The sequence below is a fragment of the Pseudoalteromonas marina genome (genome assembly GCF_000238335.3).
Lineage (GTDB): Bacteria > Pseudomonadota > Gammaproteobacteria > Enterobacterales > Alteromonadaceae > Pseudoalteromonas > Pseudoalteromonas marina.
On record NZ_AHCB03000012.1, the window covers coordinates 619,376 to 641,775 of the forward strand.

The window sequence follows — 22,400 nt, forward strand, 5'->3', positions numbered from 1 at the left end:
GTGTTTATGTCAACCTTGAATGTTGTTTTTTGCATTTTAAATTCGTTTTTTATTGTTTTTTAGTGGTTTGTTGCTTTTTGTGCGTTTAATTTGAAGTTTTTAGGGAGATAATATGCAGCGCGCTTATTTTTGCATTGTTTGCTGTTGTTTTAGTATTAAGCAATTATAGATTGCTAACGTATACTTAAAGCTGGTTTATAACATGTTTAAATAGTTGTTATTAGGTATGATGTGCTTAACAAATTGTTTGAGGAATATACAGTGAACAAAATAGCGTTACTTACACTTATTACTACGTTGTTTAGCTCTATAACTGTAGCTAAAACATCTACTCCGCACGATATAGGTGTAACCAACAAAGAACGTATTTTGTATTGGCTTAATAAAAAAGAAGACTTAACTTCCGATGAGTTAGAAGCGTCTTACAATGAATACATCAATAACAAATCACCTGTGCAAGTAGCGTTAAAAAATGGGTTTAGCCAGCTATCTCGTTTATCGACATATAACCCAATACAAAAGGGGCTCTTACCTAGTCAACAATCTAGTTTTTCATCGGAGTTAACCCCAGATGATCGAGTCAATACAGTTAAAGTCTTAACTATTTTAGTTGATTTCCCTGATTTAAAGCACGACGAAAACCAGTTAACTCCCCAAGACACTGATATGTTTTATACCGACTACTCCCATGATCATTACCAGCAGATGCTGTTTAACACTAACGGCTATGAAGGCCCTGACGGACAGGTTCTTTTATCGGCGGCCGATTATTATAAAGCGGCTTCTGGCAACAGCCTTAATTTTGAAGGGCAAGTTTACGGGTGGGTAACTGCAAATAATAACGCTAAATTTTATGGTGAACGTTTAGGCTCTACCCGAGATAAAAATGCGCCGAGCCTTGTAAAAGAAGCTGTTGCAAAAGCGGTTGCACAATTTAATATTAATTTGGCTGATTATGACTTAACTGATCTTGATGACATAGACGGTGATGGTATTACCGACGAACCAAATGGGATAATCGATCATGTTATGATTTTTCATTCTAGTATTGGTGAGGAGTCGGGCGGGGGTTATTTATCAACAGATGCAATTTGGTCACATCGTTATTATGTTTTAGACGAAAATAGCCAACCAACTGAAGTTGTTGGGAGTGATATAAAGCTATTTGGTTACACAATAAACCCTATTGATGCCGCCATTGGTGTTGTTGTTCATGAGTTTGGGCACGATTTAGGTTTAAAAGATGAATACGATTTACAGTCTAATACGGTAGGTGAGCCTGTAGCCTCATGGTCGGTTATGTCGTCAGGTACGTGGGCGGGTTCACCACGCGGGTCTGAGCCAGTAATGTTTAGCCCATATGCGCTAGAGTATCTTCAAACACGCTACCAAGGTAATTGGGTAAACCAGCTTAGCCTTGATATGGATGAGGTTCTTACGAACCCAGTGCAAGTGATTAATAACGCATCAAGTACGTCTAAATCACAAAGCCAAGTAAAGGTCACATTGCCACCAAGGCTTGAAAAATTTAAAACGCCAGTAGAAGGCGTTTTTCAATATTATTCAAATACTGGCGATAATCTTAATACTCGTTTAGTGAACACCATTACTTTACCAAGCACGACAGAATCGCTTATGCTGAGCTTTGTTGCTTTTTATAGCATTGAGCAAGATTATGACTTAGTTCAAATAAAGGTTAATGGTGTGCCAATCGCGGGTAACTATACGCAACCTACTAACCCTTTCTATGGCAATATTGGTCCTTATATTACAGGTGATTCATTTTTAAATCCTGATGCACAACTTCCTAACGGATACTTAACGCATCAATTTGATTTATCTGCTTATGCAGGGCAAACAATAGAGCTACAAGTACAATACTTAACAGACGCTAATAAGCATTATTATGGTTTTGTTATTGACGATATGCGCATTGAGCAAAATGGTTCATTAATTTGGCAAAATAACGCAGAAACTCAAAGTAATACGACCTTATCCGGGTTTGCAAAAGTAGGGAGTTATGTATTTGCTATGCCATCTCACTATTACCTGCAGTTGCGTGACTATTCGGGTATAGATAGTGGATTACAAAAAGAGGGTTACTCGCCGGGATTATTACTGTGGTACAGCGATGAGTCGCACACTGATAACAATACAACTGAGCACCCCGGTAGTGGTTTTGCATTGGTTGTTGACGCAGATCAGCGTGCTATCAATAAAGGAGGCACGCAATCACCAGCAAATACTGCTATTCAAATAAGAGATGCCGCATTTAGCCTTTATGCTCAACGAGCAGGGCTAGGAGATGACGATTTATCTGCTATCAGCTCTTTTAGTGACGAGATGGACTATGGCTTTGCAGAACAAGCTGAATCGGGTGTTAAATTACCACAAGTTGGCTTTGGTTTTACGCTCACAAATCAAGAAAACGATAATCAAAGCATAGAAATATTATTAAATTACGAGCCATCAAATGGCATTAGTTACTCACTCTCAGATTTCACAGCAGATTTTACAGTTGATGGATTGACGCTTTTGCCATCTGATACGTTTACTTGGGATTTTGGTGACGGCAGAACAAGTTCTGAGTTATCCCCTTCGCACGTTTTTGAGAGTTACGGACGCTATGATGTTATATTTACTGCAAGCAACGGTGAAGAAGAGCAGGTAGCAACAACAACAGTCATTATTGCCGCACCCCTGAGTATTACTGAAATTGATCACGAAATAACACAAGGGCTACTAACGGCAAAAGCTGAAGTTGCAGGAGGGTTAGCACCATACAGTTATTTGTGGAATTTAGGCGATGGCAGTTCGCTAGCATCACAGAGCATTTCATATGACTATTTACACTCGGGTGATTATTTATTGTCGCTAACAGTGACTGACGACCAAGGGATGTCGGTATCTCAAAACGTAAATGTAAACGTCAATGTTCCACTCTCAGTTAATACCGGTTTTTCAACAAATAATTTAACGGTTCAATTTAACGCTGATGTGATAGGTGGGTTTAAAAATTATACTTATAGCTGGGATTTTGGTGACGGCAGTGAGCTTTCTCAAGTTCAAAACCCAGGTCATACGTATCAAAATGCTGGCAGTTATTCTGTTACTTTAACTATAACAGACACAATTACGGGAGAGGCTATCAGTGATGACTTATCCGTAACGGTAGCACAATCTCAAACTAATAGCGGTTCAAGCTCTAGTGGAGGGGCGCTTGGCGGGTTATTAATTTTTATGTTGTTAATTTCAATTAGATTTAAACGCGCTTAAATGGCATAAAAAAGCCAGCAAAAATGCTGGCTTTTTTGAACGTTTTATTAAATTACAGGCGGTCGATCACTGACTGTGTGAAATCAGTTGTCCCGTGGCTGCCACCTAAATCACGTGTAGTACGGTCACCTGATTTAATTACATCAGCAACAGCGCTGCGAATACGCTCCGCTGTGTCACCCATGTTTAAGTGCTCTAGCATTTGAATAGACGCTAATATTACTGAGGTAGGGTTTGCTAGGTTTTTACCCGCGATATCTGGTGCGCTACCGTGCACAGCTTCAAAAATTGCAGCATCTTCACCAATGTTTGCACCTGGTGCCATACCTAAACCGCCTACTAAGCCAGCACATAGGTCTGATAAAATATCACCAAATAAGTTAGTCGTTACAACAACGTCAAACTCTTCTGGTGTCATTACAAGTTTCATACACGTTGCATCAACAATCATCTCTGTTGATTCAATTTGTGGGTAACGCTCAGCTACTTCACGAGCAACTTTTAGAAATAAGCCAGAAGTAGATTTTAAAATGTTCGCTTTGTGAACCGCTGTTACTTTTTTACGGCCTTCTCGTACCGCAAGCTCATAAGCAAATGTTACGATTTTTTCAGCGCCTTCACGCGTTATTACAGACTTTGCTTCTGCTTCATTACCGTCTTCGCTCACTACTTGGCCTGCGCCTGAGTACATACCTTGTGTATTTTCGCGAATAGTGATGATATCAATATCATCGTAACGTGCTTTAGTGCCTACAAATGATTTTACTGGACGTACGTTTGCGTATAAGCCAAATTGCTTGCGCAGTGTTACGTTAATAGACGTAAAACCTTCACCTACAGGGGTAGTTAACGGGCCTTTAAGTGTGATTTTGTTTTTAGCAATTGTATCAATTGTCTCTTGTGGAAGTAACTCACCTGTTTTTTCAAGAGCGGCTAGGCCAGCATCAACAAATTCATAATCAAAATCGCATCCTGCGGCTTTTAGTATTTCAAGTGCTGAGTCGATGATGCTAGGACCGATGCCGTCGCCTTTGATCACTGTGATGGTTTGTTTGGCCATTATCTTTTCCTTTAAAGAGTTTGATGTGCACATAAATTACTACTCTGAGAGAGTAGCTGCTTGTTAGGTCATTTATGTGAATGGTTGAAAATTTTAAGGGCGCATTTATACCAATTTAACGCTTATTTTGCCAGTTTATAGAATAAATAATGGGTATAACCTGTATTTATAATGGTAATAACCGAACTAAATATTGTTATATATTTGTAGATTTCCTAATTGGTCGTAAAAAGTGCGCTCTTCATTCCAGCCATTTAATTCTAGTTGTTCACTGAGAGTTTGCTGTTGCCATGGAGTTAATTTTAGTTCTGGTTTGAAAACCTGTTGCGCAATTACTTTTAAAGCGACCCATAGCTTATGTTTATTTGTTAGCTGTTTTTTTGCTGTGTGCTCTGCCTGTAACAATGTGTTTGCCCAAGGGTTATCGCTCAGCAATTGTGAAAACAATGATTCGATGTGTTCATTTTTAATACTTTCTACACCAAAAAATGCACTAAATGGTGCACTTAGCGTTTTGTTAGGCACTTCATCGATAGCTACTTTTCGTGTCAAGCGACTACTGCATTGGGTTAACATAAAATGAGTATATGCATAAAGAGGTAAAGTTATGTGCTCAAATTGATACTGCTTATTGGGTGCTACCAATAAAGCCATTATTTTTACTAAGCTGTCTAATCGATTTACTATAAACCTTTGTAGTGGATGGGGTGTTGAATTCACCAATTGCTCAAATACAACGCGCTGAATAATAGCAGGTGCGTTGTTGTATCCAACCATCGACAAGCTATGGCGGAGATCTTTAGCTGCTTGATGTTCTTTGTTATAAGGTTTTACGGCTTCACATACTCGCGCAACAATCTCAGGGTGATGACCCATTATTTTATTTAAACCTTTAAAACTATATTCTTGGTTAACTTTAATTTGACTAATTAACTCAATTAGTTGCCTTGGTTTATCTAAACTGCTTGGCTCGTTAATAGTAATATGTTCACTGTTCCACACACTGTATAGAAGCTTTTTATCTGCACACTTCCACTGTTTTGGGGTGTCTTTTAGTGGGGCTTTTATTCTATACCAAGCTAATTTCTGCTTATTTTCTGAGTTAACTAAAATGTGTCGGTTTTGTTTGTCGGTAGCTAAATAAACCATACTTTGATCTTGATATATAACTCGGCTACCAGCTAAAAAGGGTCCCACGTCGGCCACGTAAGACTTAACCAAATGTTGTGCAAACAGATTTGGCGTGCGCAAATATAAATCGGCTAAAGCTTGATAAAAACTTATGTGCTTTCTAGCAGGGGTATGAGTTATATTCATTGCTATTATATTAGCTAATGCAACAAGGGTAATTCCACCATCGTAAAGCATTGTTTTAGGCGTGTTTACAAGGGCTTGCTTATATTTATTTAGTTTAGCGAGTATATGTGTGATAGGGGCTGCGCTATTGCCGCAGCTCAACATTATTTTTGCTGCGAATTGGTGGCGAAGCTGCCAAATTTTTTTATCATTGGCACTAAATTTAGACTGTTCAGCTAGCTTATTTAACTGCGAACAAACACATATATGCTCCACAAGCGCAGCGCTTATGTAAAGTTCGGTAAGTTTTTTATCGTAATTTTGGCTAGCGCATAAGCCGGCGGTAATTACACATTGGCTTATAACTAAATTAGTCGAATAGCTGTATTGAGGATTAAATAACGTTAATTTAGACAACAGTGCATTAGGGCAGTGTTCGTATAAGATTCTATACTGTTCAGCTAATTTACAAGCCATAGGGTATAAGGCTTGCCATTGCTCTTTATTATTATAGCCGGTTAAAAAACGCTGCGTATTTTCGTGCAGTTGCTTTAAACGATTCGCAAGAGGCTCATCCATTATGCCTTCACCTAACTTCTTCCTGATATTTACTGTACGCACTAGGTCCCCATAAAATGAGCTGGCCATTTTTAAATAATAAACCTGTGCATTCATCCATTGTCGTTATCCCGTCTGACGTAATATGCTGAGTACGATAAAAAATAATCTGTAATACTTGTTCGTTATCCCGCTTAGCAAATGTCAGGTCTGGGCTACCAAGGTAATCAAGTACGGTGTTGAGTGTAGTTTGAGAATCTAGCGAAAGTTTTTCAATGTAGCGCTTGTTAAATGACTCTCGATCTTGCCAAATCATAGCTTGAGGATCGTCTTTGTAAAAAGCAATCACCAAAGTTGCAATGAGCGCATATAGCCCCAATCCTAAAATTAAATACCGTATAAACTTTTTCAACACTATTTACCTTAAATACTACCACGGGTATCAGTATACGTTTTGCTATAAATACACGCTATTTACTTGCGACTAATTAAGCCTGAGCTGCTTTAAACTAAACCCTAAATTTATATCTGTTCTTAAACTAACCAATTGTTTGGAGATAACGTACATATCCATATTGGTTTCAAGTTTTTTGCGTAGTCCTGAATTAAGTAATTCATCACTCAATGCTTCATTTATAGAGGTGTAATTATTAACAATCTGTTGAGCTGATTTTATACCAACGCCTTTAACACCAGGTATATCATTCGTTTTATCGCCTGCAAGCGCCCAAAAGTCGACGAGTCTATTCTTATCTACCCCAAAGCGTTCATGTATTGCAGGTTCATCTAAATGCTGCCTTTTAAAGTAATCGTAAATATGTATTTCACTGTTTAAATACGGTAAAAATCCCTTGTCAGTGGATACGATAGTACTCGTGATTTTATTATCAGCAGCTTTGCAAGCAAGGGTAGCAATAATATCGTCAGCTTCATCATTTATTGGTTCAAAAACAACAATGCCGGTTTCCTCTATTGCTGATTTAAAATGATGCAACGCACTTTTTAGCGTTTCAGGCATTGGGGCTCTGGAGTGTTTATAATGTTCATAAAAGTGATAACGCCAACTTTTATCCCCATCAAATATCGCAATAGCATGTGTTGCATCCGTTATGCGAAGCATTTTTTTGCATGCTTGAGCTACACGCTCGCTGCAAGTAAGCACTAATTGCTCATCGTTGCTATGTTTTTGATTTGCGTCAACTGCGTAAATGCGCCTAATTAAATTAAGCGCATCAATTAATAATAAATGGGGTTTCAAACTATACGACTCATGCTTTTATTATGTAACACGGAATATACTTACTACCAGGAAGTTTCATACGACCTTGATCAACAAAAGCCTGTAAAAGTACATCCATATCTTGCATTAAGGCAGGCTCGCCGCTGAGAGTATAAGGTCCATGTTGTTTAATAGCGCGTACACCCTCATCTTTAACATTACCCGCAACAATACCTGAAAATGCACGTCGTAAATTTGCTGCAAGCTGCTGTTTTGGTTGATCCAAATGTAGGTCTAAGCTTGCCATATTTTCATGTGTGGGTGCAAAAGGCTGCTGAAATTCGTGATCAATTTTAAGCGTCCAATTAAAGTAATACGCATCGCCTTCACTTTTTCTATACTCGCGTACATTGGCCATTTTAGATTTTAGCTTTTGGCCTACTAAACTCGGATCATCAATAATCACTTCAAATTTGTCTAATGCTTCTTTGCCGAGTGTCATTTCGATAAATTCACAGAGTTTTTCAAAGTAATCTTTACTTTGCTTTGGTCCTGTTAAAATAACGGGCAAACACTGCTTTTCGTTATCTGGATGCAATAAAATCCCTAGTAAGTACAATAGTTCTTCGGCAGTGCCCGCACCACCTGGAAAGATAATAATTGCATGAGCTGTGCGTATAAATGCTTCCAACCGTTTTTCTATATCTGGCAAAATAACGAGTTCGTTTACTATTGGGTTAGGGGGTTCAGCTGCAATAATGCTGGGTTCTGTTAACCCTAAATAACGATTGTTTTTAATACGTTGTTTAGCATGGCCAATGGTGGCACCTTTCATTGGACCTTTCATTGCCCCAGGTCCACAACCAGTACAAATATTCAATCCACGCAAGCCAAGTTCATAACCCACTTGTTTGGTGTACTTGTACTCAGTTTCGTTTATTGAATGTCCACCCCAACAAACCACCATATTAGGCTCGCTGTTTACACGAAGTGCATGCGCATTTCTGAGCATATCAAACACCATATGAGTTATGGCTTTTTGTTCTTGCAGGTCTTTTTCGTACTTTTGACAAATAAATAAAATATCGCGAATAACTGAAAATATATGTTCGTGTATACCGGTGATTATTTCACCATCTACAAAGGCTGTTTTTGGAGGGTTTTCAAGTTCAATTTTTATACCGCGCTCTCGGCTGAGCAAGCGAATATCAAAATCTTTATACTTGTCGTATATTTGCGAACTTTCGTCTGTGTGGCTGCCTACATTGAGTACCGCTAACACACAATTTCTAAATAATTTATAACGTTCGCTGGTAGAAGATTGTTCTAATAAATCAACCTCTAACTGAGATAGTAAATCTAATACACCAGTTGGGTTTAACTGTATTAACATGGGCGTACTCCTTGCTATTTATGTAAATTACTACTGAGTCATACATTTACAATATTTATAATCGAATGACATTATTTACTTATACAAAGGCGGTCTCTACCTGTATTTTTGGCCTCATACAGAGCGTCGTCGGCTCTATCAAAAGCTTTAATCGGCGTATCCCCTTTTTTTAATTGTGTAGCGCCTACGGAGATAGTTATTTCAATTTGCTTGTCTTTAAATTTAAAAGGGATGTTTTTTATAACCTTTCTGAGTTTTTCAAGCGGTGCAACTGCATTATCAACAGTGGTTTCGCTCATTAATAGGACAAATTCTTCACCGCCATATCGCGCTATAAAATCAGATTTTCTTATCGATTTTTGTAATGCTTTCGCAATAACTTGCAACGTTATATCGCCAGCTGTATGGCCAAATCTATCGTTTATTGACTTAAAGTGGTCAACATCGATGACAACCAGCGTAACATTTGATTGCTGAACATTAAATAAATGCATTTCGTGATTGTAACGTTCGTCAAAAGCGGCTCTATTAGGTAATTTTGTTAACCCGTCCAGCAGGCTTTTAAAACGTTGATCGTTTAAGCGTTTTTTGTATTTTGTAAGCTTTGTTTCAAGCGTGCCAATACGGCCATTAATCTCATTAAAACTAGATACAAGTATTTCTCTGTCTTCGCGTTCTAGTTTTTCTTTTGCCATAAAGTCTTGAGTTAACGACTTTAACTCATTATCAACAAGCTCTTTTAATGATGAAATAGAAGTCGCAGATTGTGTTTTTTCGTTTAAGCTTTCTATTTTACTTTTAATACTTTTATTTAGGTTTTCAAACTCAGTCCCCATTGAGGTTGAGTGCTTACTTGTAGCGACTATTGATTTGTGTAGTTCTTCAATTGTTTGGTTAAGTGACGATAAAAAGCTTTGCGCTGATTCTCGTTCTTTATTTATATTTTTAACAACAACAGTAATTATATTTATGGCCGTATCGAGCAAAGACCCTAAATTATCGCTTTCAGATATAATGCTCTTAATACGTTTAATTTCTACAGTTGCTTCATCTTCAAGAACTAAGTCGTTAGCGAGTTCAAGCAGCTTTTGTGCTAGTGCAGGCGTGGCCTCACAACTAATATTGCTATCAGCACGTAGCTTTGTGTTTAACGCCTGATGATAAAAGCTTATTAATTTTTCTAGTAGCGGAATAAAGTCATGAGTGGAATGGACGTTATTCATTTCGTGATCAAGTAAGTTTCTTAACGAGCGGCGTGTACCCTCTGGCAAGCCTTTGGTTTTTTGTAGTTGTCTGCCAGCAGATAAAACACTTTCTTGCAGGTCACGTTGCTGCGATAGTTGTATGGCTTCTTGCTTTTTTAACAGCTCTATTGTTTCGTCGATTAAAGGAGATAAATCATCAAAACCAACGCCTTTATTTAATGCGCTTCTAAAGTTAGCAAGTCTGTTATCAAGTTCCGTATCTAGACCCTTACAGGCTAAAGATAATTTAGATGAGAAAATAGAAAGGGTGTCTACTTGATGTTTTCGCGCGTCTTCAAGTGCCATGCGCGCACCAATTGCTTGTTTAAGTTTTTTCTCTGTAGCAGTAGATTTTTCTGACACCTAGGCAAGCCACCATGATTTGTAATTTTATTATTCTAAGTCTACAACAAATTTATATTAAGTGTAGTTATCTCGGTAAAAACTCTATAATTTTATTAACCTAGTGCGTACAAACTCGTATACATGAGTGTTTATCGCTTTTAATTCACATTTAAATGTTCGCTTGTTAACCTTGAACACAATTAAGGTCTTAATTAGGTTTCTATGAAAAAGTTATTAGTTTTATCAATTTGTGCTGCGTTATCTGCATCTGCATTTGCAGATGTTAACTACTCATTGAGTATTGAACAGCCTCAACATCATCTTGGTGATGTGCGCGTTCAATTCCCTAAATCAGCACAAGCCCATCTTGATATTAAATTACCTTCTTGGCGCACCGGTCGTTATGAAATACTAAATCTTGCCAATGGCGTACGTTACTTTAACCCAAGAGATAAAGAGGGTAACCCCTTAAAGTGGGAAAAAATTGATCACAGCACATGGCGTGTTCACATTGATACACCAACAGAAGTAAGTGTAGGGTATCAGGTCTATGCAAACGAGCTTGGTAAACGTGCTCGCCATATTGATGATAGCCACGCTTTCATAGACGCTTCTGGCTTTTTTATGTTTAGCGAATCATTTCGACAAGAGCCTGTAACGGTTAATTTAGATGTTCCGAAACAGTGGCGTTCAGTATCTGGAATGGATAATTTAGATTCTACTCATTCGTTCAAGGCAGCTAATTACGATGTGCTTGTGGACTCGCCTATCGAAACAGGTATTAACCAACTTCACTCATTTAACGTTGATGGACGTGAGTACGAACTAGTTATTTGGGGGGAGGGTAACTACGACGTTGAATTAATGCTGCGTGATCTTAAAAAGCTAGTAACAACCGGTAATGTAATTTGGGATAGTTACCCATATGAGCGCTACGTTTTTATGGTGCATGCTACTTCTGGCGCTGGTGGTGCAACCGAGCATTTAAATTCGACCATAATTCAAAGGCCGCGTGATCGATTTGGCTCTCGTGAAGATTATTTAGGTTTCATAAGCACAGCAGCTCATGAGTTTATTCACACTTGGAATGTAAAAGCATATCGCCCAAATGGATTGGTACCTTACGATTATACCAATATGAATTACTCAAAATTACTTTGGATTGCAGAAGGCTCAACAAGCTACTTTGAGGATCATTTATTAGTGCGTTCAGGCATTGAGACGACAGATGAGTTTTTTAAAGGGCTAACAAAAACCATTAATCGACACTTACAAACACCAGGCAGAGAAGTTCAAAGTGCCAGTGAAACGAGTTTTGATAAATGGATTAACCAAGGTGGGGATCACGGACGTAATTACAGTACCAATATATATTCAGAAGGCTCATTGTTATCAATGGTACTTGATATTGACCTACTAGAAAAAACAGCGGGTAAAGTAAGTTACCGTGATGTGCATAAAGCACTATATAACAATCATAAGCTACCAGCGGGCTTCGATGAAAAAGATGTACTAAGCATCTTACAAAACCTGACAGGTCTCGATTATTCAAATTGGTGGGAAGAGCATGTTGACTCACCTGCAAATATTAATTTTGACGAGTTGCTTAATAAAGTAGGTTTGACTTTTGAACGACCACAAGCTGCTAAGGCTATTGCCAGCATAGACGCAGTGGCTAAAAATACCGGCCAGCTTTTAACATTAACGCATGTTCAACGCGATGGTAGCGGGTGGAAAGCAGGCTTAACAACTAACGATAAAATTGTAGCTATTAATAAGCTCCATGTTAATAAAGATTTAAAGTCTAGCCTTGAGACGTTTAAACCTGGTGATAAAGTGGTTATTGACTTTATTCGTCGTGATGCATTACAAAGCCTCACATTAGTATTAACTGAAAAGTTTGATAAACCTAAAAAGGTAACTGCTAATTTACAAGCAAGTGAGAAGCAAAAAGCCCTTTTCAAAGCTTGGATGGGTGTTGAGCACCCCAATGATACTAAATAGGATTTAAAAATAGTAAAAAAGGAGCTAAGGCTCCTTTTTTATTGCTCCAATAATTAAAAATAAACCTAAGCTTATTTTTTAAATATATGTGTATGGAAATTCAACAATTAACTTCTATTATAAAATAAGGAAATTTTAAAGGAGATAGACTCAGCATGACTGCCAACTCAATTGTAAATCAATTATCTAAACAGTTTGTAACTAACGATTCATTGCACCAATTATTTGAAAGTGTTAATTCAATCTCAGTGCAAGGTTATGATGATCAAAGACGAGTTGTGTATTGGAACAAAGGAAGTGAACTCCTTTATGGCTATAAACAAGAGGAAGCACTTGGAAAGAAGCTAGAAGAACTGATAGTACCAGCCCCTATGAGAGACATGGTAATTGAGGCTCATACAAAGTGGATCAATGAAGGCGTAGCAATCCCTGCTGCAGAAATATTACTTAAACATAAAAATGGAACTGACGTATACGTTTATTCAAGCCACGCAATGTTTGAAAATGAATTTAAAAACAAGCAAATGTATTGTATAGACATTAATTTGTCGGATGTAAAAAAAGCCCAAGCCATTGCCACATTTAAAGAACAAATGCTAAAAACCATTTTTGAAGCAATCCCAGACTTGCTTTTTTTAATGGACTATAACGGAATAATTATCGATTACCATGCTAATAATCAAGATGCCCTCTATGTCTCCCCTGACCAATTTGTTGGTAATAATATGCTTGATATTTTACCGAAGAGTGTTGCTAAAAAGTTTGAAGTTTACATAGAAAAAGCAATTGAACAAGATGAAATTGTAACGTTTAAATATGAGCTGTCCGTTCCTCAAGGGCAGGTGTATTTTGAAGCAAGAATTAACAAAGTTTTAAAATACGACCAAATAATGATAATTATTCGAGATATAACCGAACAACACCAATCAGAGCAACTCATTCGTAAACAAGCTTATTTCGATAGCCTTACACAATTACCAAACCGTTTACTCGCTCTTGACCGTTTATCACAGCTAACAGTTGAGGCGACTCGTAATGATGAAAAAGCAGCGGTATTTTTCTTAGATTTAGATGATTTTAAAAAAATTAACGATTCACTAGGTCATGAAGCAGGCGATAAAGTTTTAATTGAAACAGCCAATCGTTTACAAAGGGCATTAAGAAAAGCTGACACAATTGGTCGCTTAGGTGGCGACGAATTCATTATTTTGTCAAAAGGAATTTCCACTCAACAAAATGCTGTGGGTATTGCTGAAAAACTCCTGCAAAATTTTCGAGAACCTTTCACAATTGAGGGGCGAGAGTTAATGTTAACAATTAGCATTGGGGTAGCAATGTTTCCAGATAACGGCAAATCTGTGTCTGACTTATTAAGAAACGCCGACACGGCAATGTATCAAGCCAAAGCTCTGGGTCGAAATACATACTCGTTTTTTACTAATCAAATGAATACAGTAATCCAACGACGCTTAACAATAGAAGAGCAAATGCGAGGTGCATTGCAGCGCAATGAATTCATTCTTTATTACCAACCGCAATTTGATGTTAAAAAGAACGAAATTATAGGGGCAGAAGCATTACTCAGGTGGCTAAACCCTGTACTAGGAAGTGTGGCACCAGATGAGTTTATCCCTATTGCAGAAAAAACAGGCGTGATCATATCTATTGGTGAGTTTGTTATTAAAGAGTCACTCAGTTTACTCAATCGATGGAAGAACGTAGAACAGCTCAACAGAAATTTTTCAATTGCAGTAAATTTATCTCCTAGTCAATTTAAAGATCTGAGCCTATTTAACTTTATCAAAACATCGTTATCAAATGCGAATATTGAACCTCAAAGTCTTGAACTTGAAATTACAGAAGGTGTTTTAATGAGTGGAGAGTCCAGCATTACTGACACATTAAACGATATAACAAATTTAGGGGTTATATTGTCAATGGATGATTTTGGCACAGGTTATTCCTCGTTAAGTTATTTAAGGAAGTACCCGTTTAATGTACTAAAAATAGACCGTGGTTTTATAAATGGGATTACAAAAAATAATGAGGATTACAGTTTAGTAGAAGCAACAATCGCTATGTCGCATGGTTTAGGGTTAAAAGTTGTCGCTGAAGGCGTAGAAACAAAAGAACAACTCACAATATTAAAAGAACTTGGTTGCGATCTAGCTCAAGGATATTATTTCAGTAAACCAATACCTGAGCAGGACCTCATTGATTTTTCGATACGTTTTTATAGTTAACTAGCAGTGAACCTTGTAACGGGTGCGATGTAACTACCGTGTTTAAATAACACTTTAATACAGTTTTCTAATTCAAACGTAAATCGATTTAAGACTTCGTTTAATTTATTACTTCCATATACAGCAGCATGAGCCAGTATTTGTTGGGTTTTGACTGTGCCATTGCTCTTAAATTGGTCGAGTTAAATCTGCACTTCACATTCAGCGTCTGCTATGTTTTGAGGTGACAATTTACTAGACAATAAGAATTAACAAGTTTGGTGCATGCTCTAGTAGGGGCTCTAAAATAAAATTAACTAGTTTAATCTTAATTTGCAGCTTAAAAGATTATATTATTCTTTTATTGTGGGTTTATATTTTTACGTGCATTTAATTACCCTTAAGTGGTATGTTTTAATAATTTACCAAGGGAATTAATTATGAAATTAGAGTCATTAGCGCTGCACCATGGTTACGAGTCTGAAGAAACCACGAAATCAGCAGCAGTACCTATTTACAATACCTCATCCTACACGTTTGATAACACGCAACACGGTGCTGATTTATTTGATTTAAAAGTACCTGGAAATATTTACACTCGCATAATGAACCCAACCAATGCTGTGCTTGAGCAGCGTATTGCTGCTATGGAAGGGGGCATTGGCGCGCTAGCGGTAGCCTCGGGCATGGCAGCTATTACCTATGCGATTCAATGCTTGTGTGAAGTAGGCACTAATATTGTGAGCACCAGCCAAGTATATGGCGGAACGTATAATTTATTTGCCCATACATTACCCCGCCAAGGTATTGAAGCGCGTATGATTAAGGCTGATGACTTTAGCGCATTCGAGGATGCCATTGATGACAACACCCGTGCTGTTTTTTGTGAATCTATCGGTAACCCTGCAGGTAATATTGTCGATATTGAGCGTTTAGCTAAGATTGCTCATAGCAAAGGTGTCCCACTTATTGTTGATAATACTGTGGCTACACCGTATTTATGCCGGCCATTTGAGCTAGGCGCCGATATAGTGGTTCACTCACTGACAAAGTACATAAACGGGCACGGTACAGCTATTGGCGGTATGATCGTTGATTCAGGTCAATTTGATTGGAAAGCCAATGCCACACGCTTTCCAATGATGAACGAGCCCGATCCGTCGTATCACAATGTGGTTTATACCGACGCGTTTGCTGAAGCTGCATTTATTGGGCGTTGTAGAGTAGTGCCACTGAGAAATACTGGTGCAGCGCTTGCCCCTAAAAACGCATCTGACATTTTAATCGGCCTTGAAACCTTAGGCTTAAGAATGGATCGCCACTGCGAAAACGCGCAGCAACTGGCTGAATACTTAGAAAATCATCCTAAAGTACTTTGGGTTAACTACGCTGGTTTAACATCAAGCCCATATAATGCAATGAGCCAAAAAATCACCAGTGGTAAAGCCTCAGGCATTTTAAGTTTTGGTATCGCGGGCGGACTTGATGCAGGCACGCGTTTTATTGATGCGCTAAATATGATCCTGCGTTTAGTTAATATTGGCGATGCTAAATCGCTGGCTTGTCATCCAGCATCAACTACACACCGCCAATTAAACGATGAAGAGCTTGCAAGCGCAGGCGTAAGTCGCGATTTAATTCGTTTGTCGGTTGGTATTGAAAACATTGCAGACATAATTGCGGATGTAAGCCAAGCGCTCGATAAAGCATAGTTACCTCACTACCTTTCATAAAAGCTTAAAACATAAAAAGCGTTAGTTGAAAATATACTCTCGTTTTTTATGTTTTTCTAAAATCAATTTATAATTATACCTCGTTGTTTTATATATCTTTATTATAAAACCTTCCTGAGACTTTTATATTTCAACCGTTTATTTTTTATTCATATGACAGTTTTGTATTGACACTAAGATTTCTTACTACTACATTTGTAACAGTACCACTACAAGTGTAGTAATAGGAGCAACAATGAAACTTAGTGATTTTGAAATGGATATTATGCAGCTGCTTTGGCAGGAAGAACCCTGCACCGCAAGTCAACTACATAAAGTACTTTTAGCTGATAAGCAAAAAGATAAACAAGTAGCTTATACAACAGTCAAAACTATTGTAGATAGGTTAGAGCAAAAAGGTGCTATAGAGCGCTGTGGGCTTGAAGGGCGAGCCATTGTTTTTAGAACAATCGTGACTCAAGACACGTTATCGGAGCAAGCTATGCCTAGTTTTATGCAACGATTTTTTAAAGGTAATTCTCGTAGTTTAATTGCCCACTTTATCAAAGAAGAAAAGCTAAATGATGAAGATATAGAATACTTACAAACGCTTTTAAAAAATAAGAAGTTAGATTAAAGGAGAGGGTAATGACGGATTATTTACTAACTTGCACGCTTATTAGCTTATGTATTTTACTTACAGTAAAAGGATTAAAAAATGCCCCTGCACGATTAAACTTTTACATTTTAATGATTGCCTTGGCATGTTGGTTTGTCCCTTGGCAGTACTTTTCCCAGCTACCGTTATTTGAAGGGACAAATCGTTACACATTCAACGTGGCGCAATTGATTCCCGATGTTAAAGAATTAATACCAAACGCTGAACAAGTAGCAACTAAGGACGAATTACAAAGCGATATGGGTATATGGGACTTATTGCCATCACTTAGTAATGTTTTTATGGTTTTAGTTTTAGCCGGTTTTGGATTGTTTTTATTACGCATGGGCTTATATGTAAAGCTTATAAAAAATCTATACATTAACTCAAAGCCAAGTCCTGAACTTAAACACATCAACAATCAGTATTCAATTAGGCTAACAACCCATACAGAGCCAGCTTTTGCTACAGGATTAATAAAGCCTGTTATTTGGTTAGAGTCGACGATGATAAATCGTGAAGAATTAGATTCAGTCATTCAGCACGAGGTAACCCATTTACAACAAGGTGATATTTATTGGACGTGGCTTATTTGTTTTATAGAAAGCGTTTTTTGGTGGAATCCTATCTGCTTAAAGTTAACTGGTTTAGCGCGAGAACAACTTGAACTTAGCTGTGACGAATTGTGTATGGAAAAGCTAAAAGATAAATACCAATTAGATTTAGCCAGCTTATTACTAAAAAAGCAAAACGTTATAAGTAAAAACAACTTTTTTACCCCCCCACTTTTGAATATTGCTCATTCTAAGAGCTTTAATATTCAGAGGATCAAAATGTTAAACAAGGAAAAAACAATGAAATGTAAATATTTGATTATGGTCGCGGCGGCAATGTCTTTTAGTGCTTTAGCTGCAGCGCAAATTGTAGATGGTAATACGAGTAGTAAACAGCAAAGTAGTAAAACTTCTCAGGTACCTGTAAAAAGTGAAGCTTATAATCAACAACTTGAACAACTTCTTAAAAGTGCAGCAGGGGCAAAAAGTGATAACTCTGAACTGTTAACCCAAGCTGCGCAAGGCATTCATCAATGGCACTTAAATAGAGATAAACTTGCTGGTTTTGAAGAAGCTGAAATCAAACTACAAAGCTTTAGGCTGCTAAATCACGTTTACTCTAAACTCGAGCAATATGAAGATATATTGAGTGCTTACGAAAAATGGTATGAGCCTGGTAGTAACCCGCCTTACTTTTTAAAAAATTCACTAGCAACCGCGTATATACAACTAGGGCGTTATGAGCTTGCAGTTGAAGAGCTTGAAGATTTATCAAAACAGCTTGGAGGGAAACTACATGTTGGCTCTGCTGATAACTTAGCACTGGCATACATTTACCTTGCTGATTACGATAAGGCTTTAAAAACTCTAGAGCAGGTAGATGCAAAAGATGATGTATACGGAAATATCCTTAAATACTATGTTTATGATAAACAAAATAACCGCAAAAAAATGAACGAAATCAGTAGTAAAATTCCAGAAGTATTTGCAGTTACCCCCGCGTTATTACCGCAAACTGGCATACCAGGTTCTCAACTTTTAAGGATGTTATAAGCGTTGAGTAATTAAACTTGGAGCCTTTGAGGCTCCTTTTTCATTTTGTTTAAATTTCTTTACAAAGGCGCTTGTATAAACCTTATTAAAAATACAGCTTTTAATTTGCTGTGCTTTACGCCGCAAAAAAGCTTTTTTAACCTTGGTTTTAGTAGCGCAGCTTGCAATATCGCTCTGTATGTCTGTATTTTGCGAAACAGGGTATGGCATAAGCGAAAAACCATTTACGTGGGTTTCCCAAATATGTTGTAAGTCGCAATCTACAGGGCGGCCAAATTGAGCTGTGGCTTTAAGTAATTGCTTAGCCCCTTCATAGCTTATTGCTGTGGCGCAGCAGCCGGTCATTAGTTTTTTATGTATGACTAATCGCTGGTGGTTATTTAGGTTTTGCTGATAGGCAATAGGGCGAGTGCGGTTTTCATAGGCTGCGAGTTTAATAAGTTGCCAGGGCTGCTGTAGCTGCTCAATATTTTTTATCGCATTATGAATGCTGTCATCAATATAAAAATCATCCTCGAGCACAATCGCGTATTTTAATTTCTCATCAACTATTTTTTGCCATGCTTTACGGTGGCTTAAATAGCAGCCAATTTGGCCATTGCTTAGCGGATAGTGATACTGTTGTTTATTCAATTGCGGGCTGTAATGTAGGTACTTTTGTAGTGTACTCAATTGTGCGCCATCTACGGCATCAATACGTTCAAATGGCAAGCTAACACGTGCCAGTTGCGTTTGAGTATTTGCGAGTCGCTGCGTTGAGCGCGCTAAGTTTATTACAAATAATGCTGCCATGATGTTCACCCCCTAGCATTTTTAGCAATACTAAAGAGGGGCTGTTACACGCAAGTGGCAAATTTATGGATTTTTTAAGTCAGCTCGCGGCTGTGCTAAAATGGCGTTTTTTTCTTCTTGAGAGAGAATGATCCAATCAAATATTTCTTCATTAGTTCGACCGCACCCAGTGCAATAACCGCTGCGACGTTCACATATGCCTAAACAGTCGCTTTTTAATTTAGATGTGTTTTTATTTGTTTTTCGCATTATTAAAATCCTAACGGTGGAGCAATTTCAAAGCGAGTTGAAAACCCATTACCTTCTTGATTTGTAGACAGTGTAATAACCGGATTTTTAGTATCAAGTACAAAGGTGCTGTAAATTGAACTAGCTGTTTCTTTTTGGCTTTCAAACCAACCTGTTTTTGATAGGCATTGGCGTAACTGTTCAGCAAGTGTTTGATGCGAATTTACTGCATGCGTTTGCGCTTTAACAGGTGTTTGGCATTGGTAACTTACTTGCTCAGACTTATTTAAAGTAATTGTACAGGCAGATCCAATGACATGAGTATTAGTGTGCCATTGGTTTGAAAACGGGTTATTTACTTTATCTGCTTTGATTGAATTAAAGCCAAACTCATAACCATTTATTAGTTTATTTATGCTGCTACATTCATCGGATGTGACTGTGGTTTTTGCAGACTGATTCGTTGTAGTAGCTTTGGTTGTAGTCTGATTAGTTTTGCTTGTACAGCCCGCTAAAATAAACACGATAATAAGAAGGGTAATATAGTTTTTCATAGTTCACAGTAACCGATAAATTGAGCCGTGCACTATAACACACATCATTTATTCAACTAAAAGGGAAAATAAAAAGGCCCATAAAATATGAGCCTCTTTTTAATTTACTTTAGCACGCGTTATTTATGGCGACCTTGCAGGCATTTTACAACGTCTTCTAGGGCTAAGCCTTGGCGTTGTAATAATACAGTAAGGTGATAAATTAAATCAGCCGATTCATTAGTAAGCTCATCGTTATCGTGCTTCATTGCGGCAAGCGCTACTTCTACGCCTTCTTCGCCCACTTTTTGACAGCTACGGCTTAAGTCTTTAGCAAATAATGAAGCGGTGTAGCTTTTTGCTGGGTCGTCGTTTTTACGCTCAACAATCACATCTTCTAATTGCGCTAAAAAGCTCAGGCTAGGTTTAGCGTCATCACCAAAGCAGCTTTGTGTGCCTAAGTGACATGTTGGGCCTTCTGGATTAGCCAGTACTAAAATTGAGTCGTAGTCACAATCGGTATGCACCGATACTACGTTTAAGTAGTTTTCTGATGACTCACCTTTGGTCCATAAACGTGACTTTGAACGCGAGTAAAAGGTTACTTTGTTACTTTCAAGCGTCACCTTTAGTGCTTCGCTGTTCATAAACCCTTGCATTAAAATAACACCAGAGCGAGCATCTTGAACAATCGCAGGGATCATTTCGCTTTTAGCAAAATCTACTTGAGTTTGGTTTTGTTGTGTTACTTGCATAGTCTTGCTGCCACTTGGTTATCGGTTAAAAATTGTTTTAATTCGCCAATGTTAATCACATTTTTGTGAAAAACGCTTGCTGCTAATGCGCCGTCGACTTCGCTTTGTTTAAATACATCAACAAAGTCTTGCATACTGCCTGCACCGCCTGATGCGATTAAAGGAATATTACATAATGCGCGCATTTTACTTAGCTGCTCATTGTCGTAACCGTTACGTACGCCATCTTGGTTCATACAGTTTAAAACAATCTCGCCTGCGCCTAAGTCTTGTACGCGTTTAACCCATTCCTCGGTTTTATAACGTGTACGGCTTGATGCATTAGGATCGCCGGTTAATTGATACACTAAATACTCGCCGGTCACCTCATCGTAAAAGCTATCAATACCTACAACAACACATTGCTTACCAAATTCATCATGTAGCTCTTTTATAAGCTCAGGGCGGGCAATAGCGGGGCTGTTAATACTTATTTTGTCAGCGCCACGCTCTAGTACACGTGCTGCATCGGCTACCGATTTAATGCCGCCAGCCACACAAAATGGAATATCGATGTGGCGGGCAATACTCTCTACCCAATTTACATCAAGTAGGCGTTTTTCAACACTTGCGCTGATTTCGTAAAAAACCAGTTCATCGGCACCGGCATCGCTGTAGGCTTTTGCCATTGTTAAAATATCGCCAACAACTTCATGGCCTTTAAATTTAACGCCTTTTACTACTTGGCCGTCTTTTACATCTAAACACGGGATTATGCGTTTTGATAACATGCCAACGCCTCCTCAACACTAAATGCGCCATCGAGTAGTGACTTACCTAAAATAACGCCACCTACGCCCAGCTCTTTAAGCTTTTTAATGTCATCAAGTGAGCTTACGCCGCCCGAAGCTTGCACTTTAATGCTGCTGTTATGGCGAGTTAAATCTTCGTAAAGCTCAAACGATGGGCCAGTCATGGTGCCATCTTTACTGATGTCCGTACATAAAAAGTCAATAACACCCAAGCTTACATAAAAATCTACAAGTTCAAGTAAACCAAACTCAGATTCACTTAACCAACCATGGGTAGCAGGTGCCCAGCCCGTGGCTGTTTTATTTACATCAAGAGCAATAACAAAGTGCTCGGCGCCAAATTGTTCAATCCAGGCTTTTACTTGCTCGCGCTTTTCTACCGCCATAGAACCAATAACAACTTGGTTAGCACCGGCTTTTAGCCAATCGCTTACATCTTGCTCTGAGCGAATACCGCCGCCCACTTGGTACGGTACGTTAAGCGCTTTAGTTGCAGCTTGAATATGTTGCCACTGTTTTTTACTTGGATCGCGTGCGCCTTCTAAATCTACAAGGTGCAATTTACCTGCGCCGCTGTCGGCGTATTCTTTTAAACGTGCACCAAGCTCAAAAGGGTAAAACTGAGCGGTGTCGTACTTACCTTGGTATAAACGAACAATTTGATTTTGTAATACGTCTAATGCTGGAATAATCACAAATAATCTCTT

The 22,400-nt window shown here is 38.2% G+C and carries 18 protein-coding genes; 6 read left to right on the plus strand and 12 right to left on the minus strand.

What is annotated here, in order from left to right; genetic code table 11:
* The first annotated feature begins 261 nt into the window (after nt 1-261).
* Nucleotides 262-3,276 carry an immune inhibitor A domain-containing protein gene (locus tag PMAN_RS18635; protein WP_010556219.1) on the plus strand — a complete coding sequence of 1,005 codons (3,015 nt, stop codon included), beginning with the start codon at nt 262-264 and terminating at the stop codon, nt 3,274-3,276.
* A 52-nt stretch (nt 3,277-3,328) separates the two neighbouring features.
* On the opposite strand, the gene PMAN_RS18640 is transcribed toward PMAN_RS18635, so the two are convergent.
* The 6 genes from PMAN_RS18640 to PMAN_RS18665 all read right to left on the minus strand — a co-directional run bounded on the left by PMAN_RS18640 (nt 3,329) and on the right by PMAN_RS18665 (nt 10,409).
* Nucleotides 3,329-4,336 carry an isocitrate dehydrogenase gene (locus PMAN_RS18640; RefSeq protein WP_006793428.1) on the minus strand — a complete coding sequence of 336 codons (1,008 nt, stop codon included), beginning with the start codon at nt 4,334-4,336 and terminating at the stop codon, nt 3,329-3,331.
* A 186-nt stretch (nt 4,337-4,522) separates the two neighbouring features.
* Nucleotides 4,523-6,211 carry a hypothetical protein gene (locus PMAN_RS18645; RefSeq protein WP_010556218.1) on the minus strand — a complete coding sequence of 563 codons (1,689 nt, stop codon included), beginning with the start codon at nt 6,209-6,211 and terminating at the stop codon, nt 4,523-4,525.
* 7 nt (nt 6,212-6,218) lie between these two features.
* Complete coding sequence (locus PMAN_RS18650; protein WP_033019488.1) at nt 6,219-6,605, minus strand: DUF3192 domain-containing protein; 387 nt, start codon at nt 6,603-6,605, stop codon at nt 6,219-6,221.
* A 69-nt stretch (nt 6,606-6,674) separates the two neighbouring features.
* The gene (gene xni / locus PMAN_RS18655; protein WP_010556217.1) at nt 6,675-7,448 is read right to left on the minus strand and encodes a flap endonuclease Xni; all 774 of its coding nucleotides are present in this window, start codon (nt 7,446-7,448) and stop codon (nt 6,675-6,677) included.
* A gap of 10 nt (nt 7,449-7,458) precedes the next feature.
* Nucleotides 7,459-8,802, minus strand: coding sequence for a nucleotide 5'-monophosphate nucleosidase PpnN (gene ppnN, locus PMAN_RS18660; protein WP_010556216.1), 1,344 nt, complete (start codon nt 8,800-8,802; stop codon nt 7,459-7,461).
* Between the two features lie 71 nt (nt 8,803-8,873).
* The gene (locus PMAN_RS18665; protein ID WP_010556215.1) at nt 8,874-10,409 is read right to left on the minus strand and encodes a GGDEF domain-containing protein; all 1,536 of its coding nucleotides are present in this window, start codon (nt 10,407-10,409) and stop codon (nt 8,874-8,876) included.
* A gap of 204 nt (nt 10,410-10,613) precedes the next feature.
* Between PMAN_RS18665 and PMAN_RS18670 the strand changes: the two genes are divergently transcribed.
* The 5 genes from PMAN_RS18670 to PMAN_RS18690 all read left to right on the plus strand — a co-directional run bounded on the left by PMAN_RS18670 (nt 10,614) and on the right by PMAN_RS18690 (nt 18,594).
* A complete protein-coding gene (locus PMAN_RS18670; RefSeq protein ID WP_010556214.1) occupies nt 10,614-12,395 on the plus strand; it encodes a M61 family metallopeptidase in 1,782 nt (593 codons plus the stop codon).
* 155 nt (nt 12,396-12,550) lie between these two features.
* Nucleotides 12,551-14,638, plus strand: coding sequence for a sensor domain-containing protein (locus PMAN_RS18675; RefSeq protein WP_010556213.1), 2,088 nt, complete (start codon nt 12,551-12,553; stop codon nt 14,636-14,638).
* A gap of 419 nt (nt 14,639-15,057) precedes the next feature.
* Nucleotides 15,058-16,329, plus strand: coding sequence for an O-acetylhomoserine aminocarboxypropyltransferase/cysteine synthase family protein (locus PMAN_RS18680; protein ID WP_010556212.1), 1,272 nt, complete (start codon nt 15,058-15,060; stop codon nt 16,327-16,329).
* A gap of 256 nt (nt 16,330-16,585) precedes the next feature.
* Nucleotides 16,586-16,966, plus strand: a complete 381-nt coding sequence (locus PMAN_RS18685; protein WP_010556211.1) for a BlaI/MecI/CopY family transcriptional regulator — start codon at nt 16,586-16,588, stop codon at nt 16,964-16,966.
* Nucleotides 16,967-16,977: 11 nt separating this feature from the next.
* On the plus strand, nt 16,978-18,594 hold the full coding sequence (locus tag PMAN_RS18690) for a M56 family metallopeptidase (protein WP_010556210.1): 1,617 nt from the start codon (nt 16,978-16,980) through the stop codon (nt 18,592-18,594).
* Here PMAN_RS18690 and PMAN_RS18695 read toward each other — a convergent pair.
* From PMAN_RS18695 to PMAN_RS18720, 6 genes are all read right to left on the minus strand, one after another.
* Entirely contained in the window at nt 18,589-19,386 is a 798-nt protein-coding gene (locus PMAN_RS18695) for a glycosyltransferase family 25 protein (RefSeq protein ID WP_010556209.1), read from the minus strand. The genes PMAN_RS18690 and PMAN_RS18695 overlap by 6 nt on opposite strands.
* Before the next feature lie 63 nt (nt 19,387-19,449).
* On the minus strand, nt 19,450-19,635 hold the full coding sequence (locus tag PMAN_RS18700; protein WP_006793440.1) for a DUF1289 domain-containing protein: 186 nt from the start codon (nt 19,633-19,635) through the stop codon (nt 19,450-19,452).
* Nucleotides 19,636-19,637: 2 nt separating this feature from the next.
* Entirely contained in the window at nt 19,638-20,168 is a 531-nt protein-coding gene (locus PMAN_RS18705) for a hypothetical protein (protein WP_010556208.1), read from the minus strand.
* Between the two features lie 119 nt (nt 20,169-20,287).
* Complete coding sequence (gene hisIE, locus PMAN_RS18710; protein WP_010556207.1) at nt 20,288-20,902, minus strand: bifunctional phosphoribosyl-AMP cyclohydrolase/phosphoribosyl-ATP diphosphatase HisIE; 615 nt, start codon at nt 20,900-20,902, stop codon at nt 20,288-20,290.
* Nucleotides 20,893-21,672 carry an imidazole glycerol phosphate synthase subunit HisF gene (gene hisF / locus PMAN_RS18715; RefSeq protein ID WP_010556206.1) on the minus strand — a complete coding sequence of 260 codons (780 nt, stop codon included), beginning with the start codon at nt 21,670-21,672 and terminating at the stop codon, nt 20,893-20,895. The genes hisIE and hisF overlap by 10 nt, the downstream gene beginning before the upstream one ends.
* On the minus strand, nt 21,654-22,388 hold the full coding sequence (locus tag PMAN_RS18720; protein ID WP_004586383.1) for a 1-(5-phosphoribosyl)-5-[(5-phosphoribosylamino)methylideneamino] imidazole-4-carboxamide isomerase: 735 nt from the start codon (nt 22,386-22,388) through the stop codon (nt 21,654-21,656). The genes hisF and PMAN_RS18720 overlap by 19 nt, the downstream gene beginning before the upstream one ends.
* Nucleotides 22,389-22,400: the final 12 nt, after the last annotated feature.

Excerpts from the sequence above, each read along its gene's own strand:
- PMAN_RS18705 (WP_010556208.1), bottom strand. The coding sequence starts at position 20,168 with ATGAAAAACTATATTACCCTTCTTATTATCGTGTTTATTTTAGCGGGC.
- ppnN (WP_010556216.1), bottom strand. The coding sequence starts at position 8,802 with ATGTTAATACAGTTAAACCCAACTGGTGTATTAGATTTACTATCTCAG.
- hisIE (WP_010556207.1), bottom strand. The coding sequence starts at position 20,902 with ATGCAAGTAACACAACAAAACCAAACTCAAGTAGATTTTGCTAAAAGC.
- PMAN_RS18645 (WP_010556218.1), bottom strand. The coding sequence starts at position 6,211 with ATGGATGAGCCTCTTGCGAATCGTTTAAAGCAACTGCACGAAAATACG.
- hisF (WP_010556206.1), bottom strand. The coding sequence starts at position 21,672 with ATGTTATCAAAACGCATAATCCCGTGTTTAGATGTAAAAGACGGCCAA.
- PMAN_RS18700 (WP_006793440.1), bottom strand. The coding sequence starts at position 19,635 with ATGCGAAAAACAAATAAAAACACATCTAAATTAAAAAGCGACTGTTTA.
- PMAN_RS18685 (WP_010556211.1), top strand. The coding sequence starts at position 16,586 with ATGAAACTTAGTGATTTTGAAATGGATATTATGCAGCTGCTTTGGCAG.
- PMAN_RS18680 (WP_010556212.1), top strand. The coding sequence starts at position 15,058 with ATGAAATTAGAGTCATTAGCGCTGCACCATGGTTACGAGTCTGAAGAA.
- PMAN_RS18675 (WP_010556213.1), top strand. The coding sequence starts at position 12,551 with ATGACTGCCAACTCAATTGTAAATCAATTATCTAAACAGTTTGTAACT.
- PMAN_RS18695 (WP_010556209.1), bottom strand. The coding sequence starts at position 19,386 with ATGGCAGCATTATTTGTAATAAACTTAGCGCGCTCAACGCAGCGACTC.
- PMAN_RS18690 (WP_010556210.1), top strand. The coding sequence starts at position 16,978 with ATGACGGATTATTTACTAACTTGCACGCTTATTAGCTTATGTATTTTA.
- PMAN_RS18640 (WP_006793428.1), bottom strand. The coding sequence starts at position 4,336 with ATGGCCAAACAAACCATCACAGTGATCAAAGGCGACGGCATCGGTCCT.
- PMAN_RS18670 (WP_010556214.1), top strand. The coding sequence starts at position 10,614 with ATGAAAAAGTTATTAGTTTTATCAATTTGTGCTGCGTTATCTGCATCT.